This is a genomic window from Tardiphaga sp. P4_G1 (genome assembly GCF_056401215.1).
Genome location: NZ_JBFUJU010000017.1, coordinates 60,187 through 76,224, shown reverse-complemented (window position 1 = coordinate 76,224; position 16,038 = coordinate 60,187). Strand labels below are relative to the sequence as shown.

Here is a 16,038-nt window from a genome sequence, read left to right as displayed (position 1 = left end):
TTTCAGAAATATTTCGAAACGCTGCCTCTCAGCAAGGCAGCATCCCGCTAATAGCGCCCCCGAAACGGAACATCGGCCTTTACGGGCCATTGCTGTCCGGTCACCCTGACAACATCAGGCATGGAGGACGGAATGGATCAGAAGCTGAATACCTGGACGTCGCAGCCTGAACTCGCCGGCAGCGATATGGCGTCGACGAATGACGGTTCTTATCATCCGGATTGCGGCGAAGAGCATGATCACAAGCCGACCAAGGCCATCATCGGCGTGGGGCTACTCGTGGTGCTGAGCTTCCTGCTCTATGAATTCAACGGCAAGGTGTCCAAGACGCACACGTCAGCGACGCCGCCCGCGCAGCACCAGAGCTTCGCGGCTAACCGCTAGGCTTCGGCAGCTTCGTCCGCAATAGCGCTTTCAGTCTCGGGCACGACGACCCGAAACTGGAAGCCGTGCAGACCGATGGTCGGCACGATGCCGAAATGGTCGGTGCCGAAGACTTTGACCCGATGCTGCAGTTCGTCTTTCTCGATGCTTACCGGGATATCGCAGATCTGCTCATAGGCCTTACGCGTGTGACGCGTGGTGCCCCAGCGCAGCGCCCGCTCGATCAGCGGGTCCGGCTGTGTGGCCAGGACGCGTGCCATCCGCCAGAAAGTCTGCACCAGCTTCGTATAGGCAATCTCTTCCAGACCCGCGACACTGATATCCGCCGGAATTGGAAACGCCTCGACATCCACGATCGGTCCGGCATCGACACGTGCAATCATGCGATGGACCGTGCAGCCGAAGTCGGTCGCGTGATCGTAGAGCGCAAAATGCGCCGGGGCCCAGCCGGGATATTGCGGCGGGCCGGGATGGAAATTGTAGGCGCCAAAGCCAAGCTGATCGAGCACCGCGCCGGGGACGATCACACCAGTGGTGAACGAAATCATCCGCGCCCGGCGCAGCCAGTCGGGCTCGATCGCCGCCAGATCTTCAGCTGTGAAAACAGGAAGCACCGTGAGGGCCGGATTGTGACCACGGAGCAAAGTTGTAAAGACCGAGTGCTCAGCAGGACCCGTCAGGAGGATAATCGTATCGAACATTCGGGCTGCCACGCGCTTCTGCGAATCAATAATCGCCTCAGCGTCGCAGCCAGGCCTTAACATCTGATGAGCAGCCCCGATCACGCTGCATTGCCACATAGGATGAGGCTCTGGAATGGCACAATCTCTGGAACATGCACCTCATCTGACGGTTGTCTGGCCGCACAGGAGGACACGACATGGCGAACATTCCCAATCCCAATGATCCGTATCGTCCAAATCCCGCCGATGACATCCGCAATCCTGCGCGGCTCGACAATGAGCTGCAGGCCGATCCCGAACTCGCGGAAGGGCCAGCCAGCGGTAGCCGCATGGCCATTTATGCACTTGGTATTGTTGTCTTGCTCGGCGCCGTATTCTACGGCCTGAACAATACATCGATGAATCCGGGCGACGCGACGAAGACCGCATCCCAATCCGCCCCGGCGACGCAGGACAGCACGCCAAAGGCGCCGGCGCCAACCAACAACGTCGCGGATTCCTATTCGAAGCCGCCAGTGGCACCCGGCGTACGTGACGTGACGCCGACCAACAATCAGCCCGGTGTCACCACCGGTGCGGCATCTGCGCGACCGCAGGCCCCTCAATCGGCTCCGACCGGCACCGAGATCGACAGCTCGAAGGGCGGCGCGCCGAAGTAACGGCGCGACGGGCAGACAAAGCTGCGGACAGCAATGCCCGCGGCCTTGTCGCGCATGGACTATGCGGTCACCTGGCGCAGGAATGTGCGCTCTTCCGCCAGGATGAACTGGTGCTCCTCGGCCGACGCGAAATTCGCGACGCCGTCAGCGTCAGTGCGCAGTCTGGCGCGGTAGGCCTCATAGGCCGCGAGACTTGGAAACGAGATCAGGCCGAATGCGATGTTGTTCGTTCCTTCATGCGGCATCCAATAGCCCTGCAGATCGCCACCGCATTTGGGAATAATCGTCAGCCAGCGCTTGGCATAGGCCTCGAACAATGTGCGTTTGAACGGATCGATCTGATAGCGAATGAAGACAGTGATCGTCATGGCGGCTCCCTCTGCAGATGCCTGGATATAGCCGCTTGCTCGACCGCAATACTTTGATTAGCGTTGAAGTATGAAAGCAGGTCCGGACATCGCCATGGTCGCCGCACTTGTTGGCGACCCTGCACGCGCCAATATGCTGACGGCGCTGATGACAGGCCGTGCGCTGACCGCGAGTGAGCTCGCCCAGGAAGCCGGGATTACGGCGCCGACCGCGAGCTCACACCTCTCCAAGCTCGAAGCCGGTGGCCTGATCGAGCCGGAAAAACAAGGGCGCCATCGCTATTATCGCCTCACCGGCCCCGATGTCGCCGGTGTGCTGGAAGGTCTAGCTGGCCTGGCAGCCCGCGCGGGTCATCTCCGCGTTCGAACCGGGCCGAAAGAACCCGCATTGCGCCGCGCACGGATTTGCTACGATCATCTCGCCGGCGATCTTGGCGTGCAGATGCTCGACAGTATGCGGGCACAGAGATTGATCCGACAGACCGAGCGGGTCATCGAACTCACGACCCAGGGCAGCCGGTTCGTCGCTAAAGAATTGAGGATCGATCCGGCGACGCTGACGCATCCGCGCCGGCCGGTCTGCAAGGCCTGCCTCGACTGGAGCGAGCGGCGCCATCATCTGGCCGGGACACTTGGCGCCGCCATCATGACGTCGTTCACAACGATGAAATGGGCGGCAAGAGACCCGTCGCCCGGCAGCCGTGTGGTGCATTTCACCCGGAGCGGCGAGAAGCGCTTCGAGGCATTGTTCGGCACCACCGGCGACGCCATCCGGAAAACGTGAAGACGCCGGCTTACCTTCGCCGCAATGCAGCCCGAAACCGCGCCGGACCTTCATTCTGCCGGAGCTTTCTCGATGAACCGCCTGCTGCTCGCTGCGCTGATTGCAACCCTGCCGTTCACCTCATCGCAGGCGGCCGAGCCTCCTGCGGCGCGCGAGCCTTACGGCATAGGCCTCGAAGGCTTCCCTTACCCCTACCCCGTCAACATGCTGCCGCTGGTCAATGACGGCGAGCAGCTGCGCATGGCCTATATGGACGTGCCATCGACCAAGCCGAACGGCCGAACCGTGGTGCTACTGCACGGCCGCAATTTTCCATCGAGCTACTGGGCGCCGGTGATCGGCACGTTGAACGATGCAGGTTACCGCGTCGTGGTCCCCGACCAGATCGGCTTCGGCAAATCATCGAAGCCATCAGGCGATCTGCATTTCGACAACCTTGCCCGCAACACTGTTGCGCTGATGGATCACCTCGGGATCGCGAAATTCGACATCGTCGCGCATTCGCTGGGCGGCATGTTGAGCGTGCGCATTGCCCGCGCTTATCCCGATCGTATCGATCACCTGCTGCTCGCGGCACCGATCGGGCTTGAGGACTATCGGCTCTATGTGCCACCGACACCAACCGAGAAGATCTTGGAGAACGAAGACAAGCTGACGGCGGAAGGTTACCGCAAACAGCTCGAGGTGAACTATTCACTGAAAATGCAGCCCGACCAGGTAACGCCCTTTATCGACGCGCGTTTCAACATCAAGGGGTCGCCGGAATATCCGCGCTGGCTGCGCGCCTTCGTCAGTTCGGCGCAGATGATCTATCGCGAACCCGTGGTCCACGAAATTCCGCTGATCGCGCTGCCGACCCTGTTCATCATGGGCGCCGACGATCATAACGCACCGGGCAAGCCGAATGCGCCGGAGGCGTTGCGGCCGAAGATGGGTCAGAACGCCGATCTGGCCAAGGCGCTGGCGGCGAAGATGCCGAACGCGAAGGCCGAGGTGCTGCCGGACGCGGGCCATATCGTGTTTCTCGATGCACCGGCCAAATTCAACGAATTGATGCTGGGCTTCCTCGCGGCGAAGTAGCAACTGCCGCGCCCTGCTACGCGCATATCCCGAAACATTCATGCTGTATTCAGATCGAATCGGCTTAATCGTGCTGTGCAGCGTTGATCCCCAGCAATTTTCTTGCCCCGTAAGAGTCCTGCAGCGGGTGATGCGATGCCATCATTATTCTCTGCGCCGCATCGCGGCACCATCGAGGGAGAACACGAATGAAGACGATCTTTGCTGCGGCTCTGTTCGCCGTCAGCGTCGGAGGCCTTGGTGCCGCCAATGCAATGCCACTGGCGCCGCTCAGCGCAGTCGAGACGGCTGGCGTAATCCAGGTCGCTCAGGGCTGCGGCCCCGGCTATGCCCGCGGTCCCTATGGCGGTTGCCGCCCGATGTTCCGTGGTCCGCCGCCGCGCGGCCCGGGTTACTGCCCCCCCGGCTTCTTCCGCAATCCCTACGGCCGCTGCATCCGCCGCTGGTGATCGCTGCACAATCCTGACGAAGAAAACCCCGCCCAATGGCGGGGTTTTTTATTGCAAACTGGATTGGTTGCAGAAGCCGTCACATAGAGATGACAGAATGGAGTCTGATTACACTGGAGATCGTCATGCCGAGCGCTTTGCGTCATCTCATTCTGGCCGCGCTGCTTGGCCTCGCACAGCCCGCTCTCGCACAGGCCGACACCATCGCACTGCCCGAGCCGCAGCTCGGCCCGCGGCCATTCTATCTCGTCGACAAGATGAAAGACGGCCCGCTAAAGGCAGAGCTGAGCACCTGCGCCGGACCATTTCGCAAGAGCGATTTTTCCATCGCCCATCGCGGCGCGCCGCTGCAATTCCCCGAGCACAGCCGCGAGTCCTATCTGGCCGCCGCACGCATGGGTGCCGGCGTAATCGAATGCGACGTGACCTTCACCAAGGACCGCCAGCTCGTCTGCCGGCATTCGCAATGCGACCTGCACACGACAACCAATATTCTCTCGGTGCCGGCGCTGGCCAATAAATGCACACAATCTTTCAGCCCTGCCGATCCCGCAACCGGCAAGAAGGCATCGGCGAAATGCTGCACCAGCGACATCACCTTGGCGGAGTTCAGGACGCTGACGGCGAAGATGGATGCCGCCAACACGTCAGCGACCACCGTTGCGGATTATCAGAACGGCACACTGCGCTGGCGCACCGACCTTTATGCCAGCTCGGGCACGCTGATGACCCACGCGGAGAGCATCGCGCTGATCAAGAGCCTCGGCGCCAAATTCACGCCGGAGCTGAAGGCGCCGGAAGTGCCGATGCCGTTCGACGGCGATTATAGTCAGGAGAAATACGCGACCCAGATGCTCGACGAATATCGCGCCGCCGGCATTCCGCCTGGCGACGTATTTGCCCAGAGCTTCGATCTCAACGACATCAAGTTCTGGATCCGCACCGCACCGGACTTCAGCGCGCAGGCAGTTTATCTCGACGGCCGCTATGAAACACCGGGTTTCGATCACATGCGACCGGACACGTGGAAACCGTCGATGCCGGAGCTGAAAGCCACCGGCGTAAAGATCCTCGCGCCTCCGATCTACATGCTGCTGACGCTTGATGGCAGCGGTCAGATCGTGCCCTCCCCTTATGCTAAGGCAGCGCGCGACGCCGGGCTCGACCTGATCACCTGGTCGCTCGAGCGCGACGGACCGCTGGCCAATGGCGGCGGTTTCTTCCATCGCTCGGTCAAACCCGCCATCGACCGCGAGGGCGACACGCTGACGGTGCTGGACGTGCTGGCGAAGGATGTCGGCGTGCGCGGTGTCTTTTCCGATTGGCCGGCCACGACGACGTTCTATGCGAGTTGCATGGGGCTGCGCTGACGCAGCACGCTATTTGGCGTCGCTGTCATAGATAAATTTCGGCATTTCCAGCTTCAGCCGGATTGCGAGCAGGCGGAATACCAAACCGGTCACGGCGGCAACCAGCGTGACGAGATCGGGGCTGAAGCCGTATTTGATGCCGCCGATATAGAGAAGCCCCGTGACGATCGAGACGCTCGCATAGAGTTCGGCGCGAAACAGCAGCGGCACGTCGTTGCACAGCACGTCGCGGAGCACGCCGCCGACGCAGCCGGTGATCATTCCAGCCACGACCACGATCAGCAGCGGCTGATCCATGGCGAGCGCGATGTTGCAGCCCATGATGGTGAAGACCACGAGGCCGATGGCATCGAGCACCAGAAATAGCGCGTGAAAGCGATGAACGACCCGTGCGAGCCCGATGGTCAGCAGCGCCGCGCCGCCGGTCAGCAACAGCAGATAAGGGCTTTTCACCCACCACAGCGGATAGTGCCCGAGCAGCATGTCGCGCACCGAGCCGCCGCCGAGCGCCGTGATGCAGCCGAGCATGGCAACGCCAAGCCAGTCCATCTTGCGCCGCCCGGCCGCCAGCGCAGCCGTCATCGCCTCGGCGACGAGCGCGATCATGGCGAGCGGAAATAGCAGGGCTTCGGTATGGGGCATGGGACTCGTCGGTAGCGGATGACGGCGACCTGTAACACAAATCCGTGCATGCGGTGACCGGCGGCGGACAAATCCCCGCCATCTTCCTGAGCCTCCATCACAACCTCACAGCAGGAGGTGTCATGACCCGTCTGTTTCTCACCCTCCCCATTCTGCTCATGGCTGGCGCGGCCATGGCGGAGGACGCGCGGCTGTCGATGCCCTATTACGGCAGCGCCACCATGAATGCCGATGACAGCCTGGTGCTGCATTTCACCCGCACGGTGGACGGCAAGCCGGCTGACGGCTCGCAGACCTTTGCCCCCGGCGATCGCAGCTATGACAACGTGCGTCGCCACCTGAGCGGCATTGAACCCGGCCAGACCAAACCGCTGACGCCCTGGAGAGACTGAGCGTCAGCACAAACGGGCTTGCCCTACCAGTACCGGCGGCGCCAGTAACGACGACGGACCCGATAACGGCGACGCCAACCCCAATGCCGGCGGCGATAACCCCAGAACCGGCGACGCCGCCAGCCGCGGCGACGCCACTGGACTTGCTCAGGCTGGAGACGATCGACGTCGTCCTGCGACGCCACCGCGGCTTGAGGTTCTGTGTCCGGTTTGTGGTTATCGAGCGGATTGGCCGGCAGCAGCGGCGCGGCCTGAGCCTGCGTGATGGCCTGAGCGGCCAAGCCGACACCCGCGGCAAAGCCGAAGGCGATCTTCAGAAAATGACGGCGTTCCATCGCGATCCCTCCTGATATCCGTGAGGGCATCAGGATCGGACCAGTGGCATGAATGGAAACTGAATGTGCGCGGGAACTCACACATTCGGCATCTCTCCGTTATCGAAAGCCCGCGGCCAGTCCGACGACCTGACCATCGAGACCGTTGAAACCATGATATCCCCGCGCCTCGCACGGATCGCCTTCGTTGCGTCCGCCGCTCAGCCACGCCACGCGGGCGCGCCCGGCCGACCATTTCACGAACGGATCGACGCCGGCCGGCGCGGTAAACTTGCAGCCGTCATTGCGATGATGGATGACCAGCGTGCGCGGCAATGCCGAGGGCGAGCCGATAATCGACATCACATTGCTGCCACTACCCGATTCCGCACTGAGAAAGCCCGAGGTCAGCACCAGCGCATCCGGTCGCGCACCACGCGCGATCCCCTCGGCGGCACGTTGCGTCCCACGGCTGGTGGCCACCACCGTCACCGGACGCTTGATCGCGGCCATGTATTGCACGGCACTGGAGAGATCGGTGCCGGCATCCATCACCAGCACCGCAAGCCCACGCGCGGCATAGGCGCTGCGCGTGCGCACCAGTTGGTTGCCTTTCAGCCCGTTGATCTCACCGTGCTCGCCCGGACTGATCGCCCCACTGCCGCCCGGCATCAGGATCACGCTCGCGCGCGGCGGTGCGGGCTTGATGAGCACGGCGCGGGAGCCACCGATGGTGACGGTTTCGTCGGCAAGAGCAATCCGACAGTTACCGCCGAAGATGGCTAGCGTTGCGACGAGACTGGCAATGCGAATGCGCGTTACAATCATGAGACACCATCTATTAGACCCAGCACAGCTAGTAGCGCCCGCCGACCGCGTCGTTATTGCTCGTCCTTTTACGTGTTCAATATAAGCAACTGTTGTCTATTGATCTGATTGAATGTCTGTAGGTCTGAGTATGTCTTTATTCTAGCTCGCGGGATCGAAAAACGAGCCTGAAGCCTTTGGCTGATTGCCATCGAATCTGGGTTTACAACTGCGACAAGAGGCTGATCCGCTCGAGTTGCCAGCGTAGAGCGGAGAACCGATGAAAAGTATAAATCTGATGGCGGGAATGAATAGCCAATAAACACCCACGCCTTCGCTTCTTTCATCTCCTTCTCCATCAGAGTCCAGACTGCGGCAATCTGCTTGGATTGGTTCAAATAACCGGGCAGCGGTTTTAGGCCATCGCCAATCGCACTCGTGCCAACAAACTTAAGATGCGTGGGAGCAACAATAATTGGCCGACTAACGGGCTGCTTGTTTTCGGCATACACACGTCCATCTATCTCCTCCCAGTTTATCGAACCATGCGGCTTCAATATTCTCAACGAGAGCGGCCTATGATCGTCATCGACACCACCGTAGTACCAATCTTTACTACTAGGTTGAGACCTCTCGAATATAGTATCGTAGTTGAATGAAACGATAGTATCGCGCGTCCTTACGTGACTCGACCGAAGACTTCTATAGACCGCGCGGGTGCGAGAGTTAGGTTCGAACCGAGCAAAAACGGCTCCGACTTCTTCGAGCAAGGCTTCCCATACTTCTTGTGTATAGGCCTGAAATTGCGAAGAGACCGCTGGCGCATTGTTTCGTTCAGATAGAAACGTAAACACCTCTTCCACATCGATCGGCTGCAATAGCCTCCGACGTTGGGCAGGTGCCGCACGGCTTGGAACCTTATGGTATCCCAGAAAATATCGAAACAAAAACGCTTCGATCTTCTTTCGATTACTCGAACTTTTGCAGAAACGTAAAAACGTCTCCCAGAACGTTGCCTGGGTTGGAATGCTAACAAAACCGCCGCCTTGAACTGGAGCACTAGCTCCAGCTCCAAGCGATGCGCCAGCACCTAGAAAGAAAACTATTCGCCGCTGTTGCTTGCCTGCCACCCTCTGCACTCCCCCGTTGCCAAACGCGCAGGAGGAGTGTGACAGAACAGAATCAATTTAAAATAGCGAAATAGATTCGCTAATCAAAAAAACGTCACAACGGCATATTGTCGTGCTTCTTCATCGGCACTTCCAAATGCTTGTCCTTCAGCATCGCCAGCGCGCGGGCGATGCGCTTGCGGGTGGAGTGCGGCATGATCACGTCGTCGATATAACCGCGCTCGGCGGCGACGAAGGGTGACAGGAAGCGGTCTTCATATTCCTTGGTGCGCGCGGCGATCTTGTCGGCGTCGCCGATATCCTGACGGAAGATGATTTCCACGGCGCCCTTGGCGCCCATGACGGCGATCTGTGCCGTCGGCCAGGCATAGTTCATGTCGGCACCGATTTCCTTCGAGGCCATCACGTCGAAGGCACCGCCATAGGCCTTGCGGGTGATCACGGTGACCAAAGGCACGGTGCACTGGCTGTAGGCGAACAACAGCTTGGCGCCGTGCTTGATGAGGCCGCCATATTCCTGCGCGGTGCCCGGCAGGAAGCCCGGCACGTCGACGAAAGTGACGATCGGAATGTTGAAGGCGTCGCAGAAGCGCACGAAGCGCGCGGCCTTGCGCGAGGCGTCACTGTCGAGCACGCCGGCCAGCACCATCGGCTGGTTGGCGACGAAGCCCACCGTCTTGCCGGCGATGCGGCCAAAACCTGTGACGATGTTCTTGGCGAAGGTTTCCGCGATCTCGAAGAAGTCGCCCTCGTCCACGACCTTCAGGATCAGCTCCTTCATGTCATAGGGCTTGTTCGGATTGTCGGGGATCAGCGTGTCGAGCGACAGATCGGTGCGCTCGATGTCGTCGAAGCTCGGCCATTCCGGCACGCCTTCGGTGTTGTTAGCCGGCAGGAAGTCGATCAGCCGGCGCATCTGCAGTAGCGTCTCGACGTCGTTCTCGAAGGCACCGTCGGCGATCGAGGATTTCGTGGCATGCACGCTGGCGCCGCCGAGTTCTTCGGCGGTGACGACCTCGTTGGTGACGGTCTTCACAACGTCGGGGCCGGTGACAAACATGTAGCTGGTGTTCTTCACCATGAAGATGAAGTCGGTCATCGCCGGCGAATAGACGTCGCCGCCGGCGCAGGGTCCCATGATGACGGAGATCTGCGGGATCACGCCGGAGGCCTGGACGTTGCGGCGGAACACGTAGGAGTAACCCGCGAGCGCCGCGACGCCTTCCTGGATGCGCGCGCCACCGGCGTCATAGAGGCCGATGATCGGCGCCCGCGCCTTCATCGCCATGTCCTGCAGCTTGGTGATCTTGAGCGCGTGGGTCTCGGAGAGCGAGCCACCGAACACGGTGAAATCCTTGGCGAAGACGAAGGTCTTGCGGCCGTTCACGGTGCCCCAGCCGGTGACGACGCCGTCGCCGGGAATCTTGGACTTCTCCATGCCAAATTCCACGGAGCGGTGTTCGACGAACATGTCGAATTCCTCGAACGACCCCTTGTCGAGCAAAAGCTCAATGCGCTCGCGGGCGGTCAGCTTGCCCTTGCTGTGCTGCGACTCGATGCGCGTCTCGCCGCCGCCCAGTTTGGCGCCTGCACGACGCGCTTCGAGGGTGTCCAGGATGTCTTTCATGTGCTCCAGCCCGTCAATGTCACGTGTTATCGCCCGCGGCGGCCGCGGGGTTTGGGCGAGGTTCTAGCATGGGGTTTTGAGCGGTGGAAACGCCCATCAGGAAGGGTTGAATCCCCCAAAATCGCATGGCGCCGGCGGCGATCCTGCCTATATCCGGATCAGACAAGGGAGAGCGCCGGATGACCAATATCGTGATCAATGAAAACAGTGGCGCAGCCACGGGTGGCGTGCGTGACCTGCTGCGCTGGGAAGGCGCGGCGCTGTTTGTCGGAATGACGCTGTTCTACTGGATCTCGGGCGCGCCCTGGCAGATCTATGCCCTGTTTTTCTTCGTCCCGGACCTCAGCATGCTGGCCTATCTGGCCGGCCCGCGGATCGGCGCAGGGGTCTATAATCTGGTGCACGCGACCATCGCGCCGCTGCTGCTCGCGCTCGCCGGTATCGCCACCGCCGAGCCTATCGCCGGTTCAATCGCATTGGTCTGGTTCGCCCATATCGGCTTCGACCGCGCGCTCGGCTACGGCCTCAAATACGACGCCGGTTTCCGCTTCACCCATCTCGGCCGCATCGGCAAGGATGCGACCGCACCGGCCACGGCGGAAAACCCGACAACCGGCAACCCGATCAAGGCTGCCTGACGCGCGGCCTCACGGCTCGCCGGGCTTGAACGGCGCCTCCTTGCCGGGCGGTGTGCTCTCCTCGGCCATCGCCAGTAACATCGCCACCATCACATAATTGCCGGCCACGGCCGTGAGATCGACGATCTGCTGATCGTTAAAGATCTTCTTGGCGCGGGTGAAGGTCTCGTCGGAGACCTTGTGCGTGGTCGTGAGCTCGGTGACGAAGTCGTAGACCGTCGCCTCATCCTCGGCCATGTTCGCGGGCCGCTTGTTGGCCTTGAGATCGGCGATGATATCGGGCGACAGCCCCGCCTTCTGCGCCAGCGGCGCATGCGCGAACCACTCGACCTGCGAGCGCCATTGCCGCCCGATGATGATGATCGCGAATTCGTTGAGCTTGACGGGAACGGACGTGTCCCAGCGCAGATACGCGAACAGATCGAACAGCTTTTGCCCGAGCACCGGGCTGCGCATCATCGGATTATAGGGACCGGCGAGCCCCACGCTTGAGACCTTCATCACCTGCTCGCCGAGCGGCTTCTGCCTGGCGTCGAGCTGATCCATGGTGAGCTGCGGAAAACGCGGCTCCTTGCTGGTGGCAGGCTGGGCAAACATCGTGGCGGCGAACCAGCCGCTGGCCGCTGCAAGCGCGAGCGACGACAGTCCGATGGACAACATCCAGAGCGATGGGGACTTCATGATTTCCTCCGTGAGCTTTTTTCTTGTTCACGAAGGCTAGTTCAACGGGCATGACAGCGCCAGTTCCGGAGCGTCCCAGAACGATCGCCTCGCCCCGCAGACCGCGCGGAGCTCAGTGACCGCTCATCACCAGCGTCTTGACAGGAAGCAACAACGCCTGGATCCGCAGCAACATCGCGTGGACGACCCCAACGGCATCGACGGCATGAAGCGCCAGCCACTTGAAAGAACCGATCCCCTTCGCGGCGATGGCGTCATGATTGCTGGTATAGGCATTGACGATACAGCTACTGCCGGGCGTCACGCCGTCGAGACCGCCCTGATAGATTGGCTCCAGGAATGTGAGGATGGTGCCCGGCGCGCGGACTTGCTGCGCTTCCACCAACTGCTCGCCGCCGCGAAACTGGCCAGCCGCGATATAATTCTGGACGCCGGTCACCACCATCGGGATGACGGTCCACGGCTTCGAAATACAGGCCGCCTCGGCAACCATGCCCACCTTCATCACCTGCGCTTCAATCTGCCCGAATCCTGCCGAGAGCACGCGGCCCGCATTCTCGGGAATGAGAATGCCTGCCGATCGCATGACGGGATTGACGACATCGCCAACACGTAGCGTGAACTGCTCGACGCGCCCGTCCACGCCTGCGCGAATGAACGTCTTGTCGAGATCGACTTGCGCCTCCGCGAGTGCAGCCTGCGCGCTGGCCTTCTCCGCCGGCAGCAGCGCGGAGATACGCGTCATCGCGGATTGTCGCGCGGCCATGGCCGCATCAAGCGCCCCCTGGCGGCCGGTCAGCAGCACCTCGAGTTTTTCGATGTCGCGTTGCGGCACCATGCCGGGATTGCGCTTCTGCAGCTCGCGCTTGGTATCGAGTTCGTCCGAGGTCTGCTGATAGGAACCCTTGGCCTCCTGCGCTTGTCCTTCGGCCTTCAGAATATCGGCCTGCGCCGCCAGCATGGCCGCATCGACCTCGGCAATCTTGCGCCGCGCGGTCTCCATCGACGCTTCCTGCTTGGCGTTATCGAGACGAAATATCACATCGCCCTTCCTGACCGGCGCGCTGAACTGAACGTGCACCTCCGCCACCCGTCCATTGACCTCGGGCAGGATCGGCACGGTCCGATAGAACAAGGTCGCACTTGTCGTCGATGGATGAAAATAGAAGATCACCGTGATCAGAGCGACGGTCAGCATCACGCAGGCCGTGATTCCCCACCTGAGTTCGAACCACACCGAATAGAACGTGATCTCCCGCCCCAGGCGCTTGCCTTGTCCATAGCGACGATAGAGATAGTCCGGAAAAACCGTCAGCAGCGAGCAGAGGAGAAGCTCAAGCATGACCGTGCCCTCCGGCTTCCCCGGGACGACTCGATGTTTCCGCCGTGATTGGGAGCGACGGCGCTTCACCGGTCGGCTCAACGGTGTCGCTGGTAGCATCGCCGTCGGCAATCTTCCGCACCGATCCTGCGATACTGCGCAATGGCGTGCTGAAATCCGGCAAATCGATCATCGCCAGCAACAGCCCGATTATCCAGAACAGATGGTTGTGGGTGAACAACGCGATCAGGCCCAACACGGCCACGATTTCAAACTGCAGCTTCTGCGACTTGTGCGCCATGCGCTCCGGCATGCTGTGCAGGCGCAGATACAGATTGCCGACCATCATGATGGAGCCGATCAGAACGATTCCGACCACAACCATGAGCGTGTCAGTCTCGCCGGGAGCGGTAATGAAGCCAGGCAGATGATGCGGAGCGTTCGGATGCAGCGTCTCACTCACGTGATCCCCCATTCCAACAGCGTCAGGCGAGCACTAGCCTCTCCCGAGTTTCATAGTTGCACAAAGCTGGAACTTGGCAAGCATCAGCTTGTGCGCGATAGGAAATGCGCTGCAACAAATCTACATTCATGCCGGGCGGACTGAGGGTTGATAGCTCGCGGATGCGAGATCACCAGCCTCGAAAGGTCAGCGCAGAACAGTTCAACGATCTGACATGTATCGCGGCCGAATGACGAGGCTAGTGTGCGCGGCCCGACAGCCTGAGCACGAAGACCAGCACTTCCGCGACAGCCTTGTAGAGCTCGGCTGGAATCTCATCACCGATTTCGACATTCGAGAGTGCGCCGGCGAGTACTTCATTTTCCTCGATGGGAATATCGTGGGCCTTGGCGACCTCGATGATCTTCTCACCGATCGCGCCCTTGCCTTTCGCGGTGACAACAGGCGCGCCGGTCTTGTCGTAATGCAGCGCGACGGCGAGCGATCTTTTGGGCTGCACGATCATAGCGCGCGATCCAGAAAATGCCCCGCCGATGCCGGCGCGGGCTGCATCGGTGCACCCTCGCGGACCACGATGTCGCCCGGCTGCAGATTGGCGCGGATCAGCGCCTGATTGAGCTGCGCCGTACCGGCCTGCAATTGCAGCGCTGTCGCCGGACGCTCGGCCCACATCCGCACCGACGTCTTGTCGCCGGTCAGCGAGACCAGCGCATGAACCGGGCCGGCGGGCTCGACATCGAGTGAAAAGCGCGCACGCCAGACTTGCTTGGCCGCTTCAGCCTCGCTGCCATTGCCGCCATCACGCGAAATCTCGAACTGCGCCATGGCGGTGCCGTTCGGTACAGCAAACGGAATTTCAAAACTCCAGCGCGGCGATGCCTGATCGAGCCGCGGCGCTGCAAGACCGTCCGCACGATCCGGCAAGGATGCCACCTGCAGCAGGGTCTGGCGCGCCAGCGCCGCATCGGTATCCGCGAGCAGATGATGCACGGTGGTGCCCAGCGGCGCATTTGCCGGGAGTGTCGGCAAAGCCATCGGCTGTGCCGTCGGCAACCCGCCGCGCAACGGCGGCGGCGGCAGGGTGTTGCGCGCGATGTTCGTTTCGACACCCGGCTGGCCCGCTGGCGCCTTCGTAGCGGGCAGCAGATCCATCATCATGCTGTCGTCGAACACCAGCGATGCCGCACTACCCATGCCCTTGGGAGCCGTCTGCAGCGCGTCGCGAAGCAAGTTGAACGCGGCCCGGTTCGCCGTCAGTTGTGCAGCCGCTTCGAGGGCCTTTGCCACGGCCGGCGCGCTTTGAGCCACAACATCGAGTCCGGGCTCATCTGCAGCGAGAAGTCCAGCCTGCTGCAGCGGATCGTTCTTGATGCTGGCCTTGGGCAACATGGCTGCTGTCGCCGCAGCGGCTTGCGCCTGCTGTGCGGTAACCTGCGCCGCGACATTGGGGAGCGCGTTTGCCAATGTCGATGCTGGCTGCTCCGGCGTCGCTGCATTCGCCGTCGCTGGCGTTGTGCTCTGGGGCGGACTCGCGGTGGCGAGCGTCGTCGCCAACGCCTGGCGCAACACGATCAATGCCGCCTTCATATCGGGCAGCCCGCCTTGCGGCAGCGATCCCTTGGCCAGCGATGATTCCAGAAACAGGCCGGAATTCTGGAACGCCGATTTGACTTCCTCGCCGGTGAGCTGGGCGTCGAGCGGCGGACGTTGCGCCAGTACCTGCGCGACCGCCTGCTGCAACTGCTGCGGCAGCCCCTTCAGCGAGGTGGCGGCACCGAGATTGGCAAACAGCGTGGCCAGGCTCGCTTGCTGCGTCACGGCGCTTTGCGTAGCAGTGGAGACGGCCTGCGCTTCCAGCGATGTCAGCTGGATCTTGGAGGTCGCGATGGCATTGGCGAGATCGATTGGCAGGTCTGGCGCGAGGGTCACGTCGCCGGAGGACGTACCGCCCGCCTGCCCCGCACCTGTATTCTGCGGGGTGACGATGGCAAGCTGGACATTGCCGTTGTCGGTCTTCGACACTGCGAATTGCAGCACCTGCCCGGCCTGCAACGGCACCTGCGATTGCACGTCGATCGTGCTGTGCCCGATGGCGATACGGACCTGATTGTCTGGCGAGACCGAGAGCACGCGGCCGGCAATCACGCTGCCGGGCTGAAACGCGACTTCGCTCGCCACGCCCTGCGCGGAGACAACCGGTAAGATCGAGTTGACGGGAGTCGGCATGGTGAGCGGCACCGGACAAT

At 61.4% G+C, this 16,038-nt stretch carries 20 protein-coding genes; 8 read left to right on the top strand and 12 right to left on the bottom strand.

The window, feature by feature from the left end; translation table 11 throughout:
• The first annotated feature begins 132 nt into the window (after nucleotides 1-132).
• Entirely contained in the window at nucleotides 133-384 is a 252-nt protein-coding gene (locus tag AC1DUY_RS29790) for a hypothetical protein (protein WP_184517809.1), read from the top strand.
• Here AC1DUY_RS29790 and AC1DUY_RS29785 read toward each other — a convergent pair.
• A complete protein-coding gene (locus AC1DUY_RS29785) occupies nucleotides 381-1,085 on the bottom strand; it encodes a formyltransferase family protein (protein WP_478118963.1) in 705 nt (234 codons plus the stop codon). The genes AC1DUY_RS29790 and AC1DUY_RS29785 overlap by 4 nt on opposite strands.
• A 179-nt stretch (nucleotides 1,086-1,264) precedes the next feature.
• Between AC1DUY_RS29785 and AC1DUY_RS29780 the strand changes: the two genes are divergently transcribed.
• Nucleotides 1,265-1,726: a hypothetical protein gene (locus AC1DUY_RS29780; RefSeq protein ID WP_478118961.1), complete on the top strand. Its 462-nt coding sequence runs from the start codon at nucleotides 1,265-1,267 to the stop codon at nucleotides 1,724-1,726.
• 59 nt (nucleotides 1,727-1,785) lie between these two features.
• Here AC1DUY_RS29780 and AC1DUY_RS29775 read toward each other — a convergent pair whose 3' ends face one another.
• Nucleotides 1,786-2,094 carry an NIPSNAP family protein gene (locus AC1DUY_RS29775; RefSeq protein WP_093761259.1) on the bottom strand — a complete coding sequence of 103 codons (309 nt, stop codon included), beginning with the start codon at nucleotides 2,092-2,094 and terminating at the stop codon, nucleotides 1,786-1,788.
• 70 nt (nucleotides 2,095-2,164) lie between these two features.
• Between AC1DUY_RS29775 and AC1DUY_RS29770 the strand changes: the two genes are divergently transcribed.
• From AC1DUY_RS29770 to AC1DUY_RS29755, 4 genes are all read left to right on the top strand, one after another.
• Nucleotides 2,165-2,878, top strand: a complete 714-nt coding sequence (locus AC1DUY_RS29770) for an ArsR/SmtB family transcription factor (RefSeq protein WP_478118959.1) — start codon at nucleotides 2,165-2,167, stop codon at nucleotides 2,876-2,878.
• A gap of 72 nt (nucleotides 2,879-2,950) precedes the next feature.
• On the top strand, nucleotides 2,951-3,958 hold the full coding sequence (locus AC1DUY_RS29765; RefSeq protein WP_441229977.1) for an alpha/beta fold hydrolase: 1,008 nt from the start codon (nucleotides 2,951-2,953) through the stop codon (nucleotides 3,956-3,958).
• A 188-nt stretch (nucleotides 3,959-4,146) separates the two neighbouring features.
• Nucleotides 4,147-4,407 (top strand): GCG_CRPN prefix-to-repeats domain-containing protein, encoded by a 261-nt coding sequence (locus AC1DUY_RS29760; RefSeq protein WP_320444581.1) that lies wholly within the window; start codon nucleotides 4,147-4,149, stop codon nucleotides 4,405-4,407.
• Nucleotides 4,408-4,532: 125 nt separating this feature from the next.
• Nucleotides 4,533-5,777 (top strand): glycerophosphodiester phosphodiesterase family protein, encoded by a 1,245-nt coding sequence (locus AC1DUY_RS29755; RefSeq protein WP_478118956.1) that lies wholly within the window; start codon nucleotides 4,533-4,535, stop codon nucleotides 5,775-5,777.
• Between the two features lie 9 nt (nucleotides 5,778-5,786).
• Here AC1DUY_RS29755 and AC1DUY_RS29750 read toward each other — a convergent pair whose 3' ends face one another.
• The gene (locus AC1DUY_RS29750) at nucleotides 5,787-6,419 is read right to left on the bottom strand and encodes a trimeric intracellular cation channel family protein (protein WP_093761249.1); all 633 of its coding nucleotides are present in this window, start codon (nucleotides 6,417-6,419) and stop codon (nucleotides 5,787-5,789) included.
• 122 nt (nucleotides 6,420-6,541) lie between these two features.
• Here AC1DUY_RS29750 and AC1DUY_RS29745 point away from each other — a divergent pair, with 122 nt between their 5' ends.
• Nucleotides 6,542-6,811, top strand: coding sequence for a hypothetical protein (locus AC1DUY_RS29745; RefSeq protein WP_139212566.1), 270 nt, complete (start codon nucleotides 6,542-6,544; stop codon nucleotides 6,809-6,811).
• 23 nt (nucleotides 6,812-6,834) lie between these two features.
• Here AC1DUY_RS29745 and AC1DUY_RS29740 read toward each other — a convergent pair whose 3' ends face one another.
• The 4 genes from AC1DUY_RS29740 to AC1DUY_RS29725 all read right to left on the bottom strand — a co-directional run bounded on the left by AC1DUY_RS29740 (nucleotide 6,835) and on the right by AC1DUY_RS29725 (nucleotide 10,689).
• On the bottom strand, nucleotides 6,835-7,146 hold the full coding sequence (locus AC1DUY_RS29740; protein ID WP_175368434.1) for a hypothetical protein: 312 nt from the start codon (nucleotides 7,144-7,146) through the stop codon (nucleotides 6,835-6,837).
• A 99-nt stretch (nucleotides 7,147-7,245) separates the two neighbouring features.
• Nucleotides 7,246-7,953, bottom strand: a complete 708-nt coding sequence (locus tag AC1DUY_RS29735) for an alpha/beta hydrolase (protein ID WP_478118953.1) — start codon at nucleotides 7,951-7,953, stop codon at nucleotides 7,246-7,248.
• Between the two features lie 68 nt (nucleotides 7,954-8,021).
• A complete protein-coding gene (locus AC1DUY_RS29730) occupies nucleotides 8,022-9,062 on the bottom strand; it encodes an SIR2 family protein (RefSeq protein ID WP_309945197.1) in 1,041 nt (346 codons plus the stop codon).
• A gap of 94 nt (nucleotides 9,063-9,156) precedes the next feature.
• A complete protein-coding gene (locus tag AC1DUY_RS29725) occupies nucleotides 9,157-10,689 on the bottom strand; it encodes an acyl-CoA carboxylase subunit beta (protein ID WP_309945196.1) in 1,533 nt (510 codons plus the stop codon).
• A gap of 179 nt (nucleotides 10,690-10,868) precedes the next feature.
• On the opposite strand from AC1DUY_RS29725, the gene AC1DUY_RS29720 reads away from it, so the two are divergent.
• A complete protein-coding gene (locus AC1DUY_RS29720) occupies nucleotides 10,869-11,327 on the top strand; it encodes a DUF4260 domain-containing protein (RefSeq protein ID WP_120291964.1) in 459 nt (152 codons plus the stop codon).
• Between the two features lie 9 nt (nucleotides 11,328-11,336).
• On the opposite strand, the gene AC1DUY_RS29715 is transcribed toward AC1DUY_RS29720, so the two are convergent.
• The 5 genes from AC1DUY_RS29715 to fliK all read right to left on the bottom strand — a co-directional run bounded on the left by AC1DUY_RS29715 (nucleotide 11,337) and on the right by fliK (nucleotide 16,018).
• Nucleotides 11,337-12,008 carry a carboxymuconolactone decarboxylase family protein gene (locus tag AC1DUY_RS29715; protein WP_478118950.1) on the bottom strand — a complete coding sequence of 224 codons (672 nt, stop codon included), beginning with the start codon at nucleotides 12,006-12,008 and terminating at the stop codon, nucleotides 11,337-11,339.
• 112 nt (nucleotides 12,009-12,120) lie between these two features.
• A complete protein-coding gene (locus AC1DUY_RS29710) occupies nucleotides 12,121-13,350 on the bottom strand; it encodes an HlyD family secretion protein (RefSeq protein ID WP_478118948.1) in 1,230 nt (409 codons plus the stop codon).
• Complete coding sequence (locus AC1DUY_RS29705) at nucleotides 13,343-13,792, bottom strand: hypothetical protein (RefSeq protein ID WP_478118946.1); 450 nt, start codon at nucleotides 13,790-13,792, stop codon at nucleotides 13,343-13,345. Before AC1DUY_RS29705 ends, AC1DUY_RS29710 begins: the two co-directional genes overlap by 8 nt.
• Nucleotides 13,793-14,030: 238 nt before the next feature.
• On the bottom strand, nucleotides 14,031-14,297 hold the full coding sequence (locus tag AC1DUY_RS29700; protein ID WP_093761235.1) for an EscU/YscU/HrcU family type III secretion system export apparatus switch protein: 267 nt from the start codon (nucleotides 14,295-14,297) through the stop codon (nucleotides 14,031-14,033).
• On the bottom strand, nucleotides 14,294-16,018 hold the full coding sequence (gene fliK / locus AC1DUY_RS29695) for a flagellar hook-length control protein FliK (protein ID WP_478118944.1): 1,725 nt from the start codon (nucleotides 16,016-16,018) through the stop codon (nucleotides 14,294-14,296). Before fliK ends, AC1DUY_RS29700 begins: the two co-directional genes overlap by 4 nt.
• Between the last annotated feature and the right edge of the window lie 20 nt (nucleotides 16,019-16,038).

Bases quoted from the DNA above. Each gene is read 5' to 3' on its own strand.
- AC1DUY_RS29785 (WP_478118963.1), bottom strand. From the start codon at position 1,085: ATGTTCGATACGATTATCCTCCTGACGGGTCCTGCTGAGCACTCGGTC.
- AC1DUY_RS29760 (WP_320444581.1), top strand. From the start codon at position 4,147: ATGAAGACGATCTTTGCTGCGGCTCTGTTCGCCGTCAGCGTCGGAGGC.
- AC1DUY_RS29770 (WP_478118959.1), top strand. From the start codon at position 2,165: ATGAAAGCAGGTCCGGACATCGCCATGGTCGCCGCACTTGTTGGCGAC.
- fliK (WP_478118944.1), bottom strand. From the start codon at position 16,018: ATGCCGACTCCCGTCAACTCGATCTTACCGGTTGTCTCCGCGCAGGGC.
- AC1DUY_RS29710 (WP_478118948.1), bottom strand. From the start codon at position 13,350: ATGCTTGAGCTTCTCCTCTGCTCGCTGCTGACGGTTTTTCCGGACTAT.
- AC1DUY_RS29735 (WP_478118953.1), bottom strand. From the start codon at position 7,953: ATGATTGTAACGCGCATTCGCATTGCCAGTCTCGTCGCAACGCTAGCC.
- AC1DUY_RS29720 (WP_120291964.1), top strand. From the start codon at position 10,869: ATGACCAATATCGTGATCAATGAAAACAGTGGCGCAGCCACGGGTGGC.
- AC1DUY_RS29750 (WP_093761249.1), bottom strand. From the start codon at position 6,419: ATGCCCCATACCGAAGCCCTGCTATTTCCGCTCGCCATGATCGCGCTC.
- AC1DUY_RS29755 (WP_478118956.1), top strand. From the start codon at position 4,533: ATGCCGAGCGCTTTGCGTCATCTCATTCTGGCCGCGCTGCTTGGCCTC.
- AC1DUY_RS29715 (WP_478118950.1), bottom strand. From the start codon at position 12,008: ATGAAGTCCCCATCGCTCTGGATGTTGTCCATCGGACTGTCGTCGCTC.
- AC1DUY_RS29700 (WP_093761235.1), bottom strand. From the start codon at position 14,297: ATGATCGTGCAGCCCAAAAGATCGCTCGCCGTCGCGCTGCATTACGAC.
- AC1DUY_RS29790 (WP_184517809.1), top strand. From the start codon at position 133: ATGGATCAGAAGCTGAATACCTGGACGTCGCAGCCTGAACTCGCCGGC.
- AC1DUY_RS29780 (WP_478118961.1), top strand. From the start codon at position 1,265: ATGGCGAACATTCCCAATCCCAATGATCCGTATCGTCCAAATCCCGCC.
- AC1DUY_RS29740 (WP_175368434.1), bottom strand. From the start codon at position 7,146: ATGGAACGCCGTCATTTTCTGAAGATCGCCTTCGGCTTTGCCGCGGGT.
- AC1DUY_RS29765 (WP_441229977.1), top strand. From the start codon at position 2,951: ATGAACCGCCTGCTGCTCGCTGCGCTGATTGCAACCCTGCCGTTCACC.
- AC1DUY_RS29725 (WP_309945196.1), bottom strand. From the start codon at position 10,689: ATGAAAGACATCCTGGACACCCTCGAAGCGCGTCGTGCAGGCGCCAAA.
- AC1DUY_RS29775 (WP_093761259.1), bottom strand. From the start codon at position 2,094: ATGACGATCACTGTCTTCATTCGCTATCAGATCGATCCGTTCAAACGC.
- AC1DUY_RS29745 (WP_139212566.1), top strand. From the start codon at position 6,542: ATGACCCGTCTGTTTCTCACCCTCCCCATTCTGCTCATGGCTGGCGCG.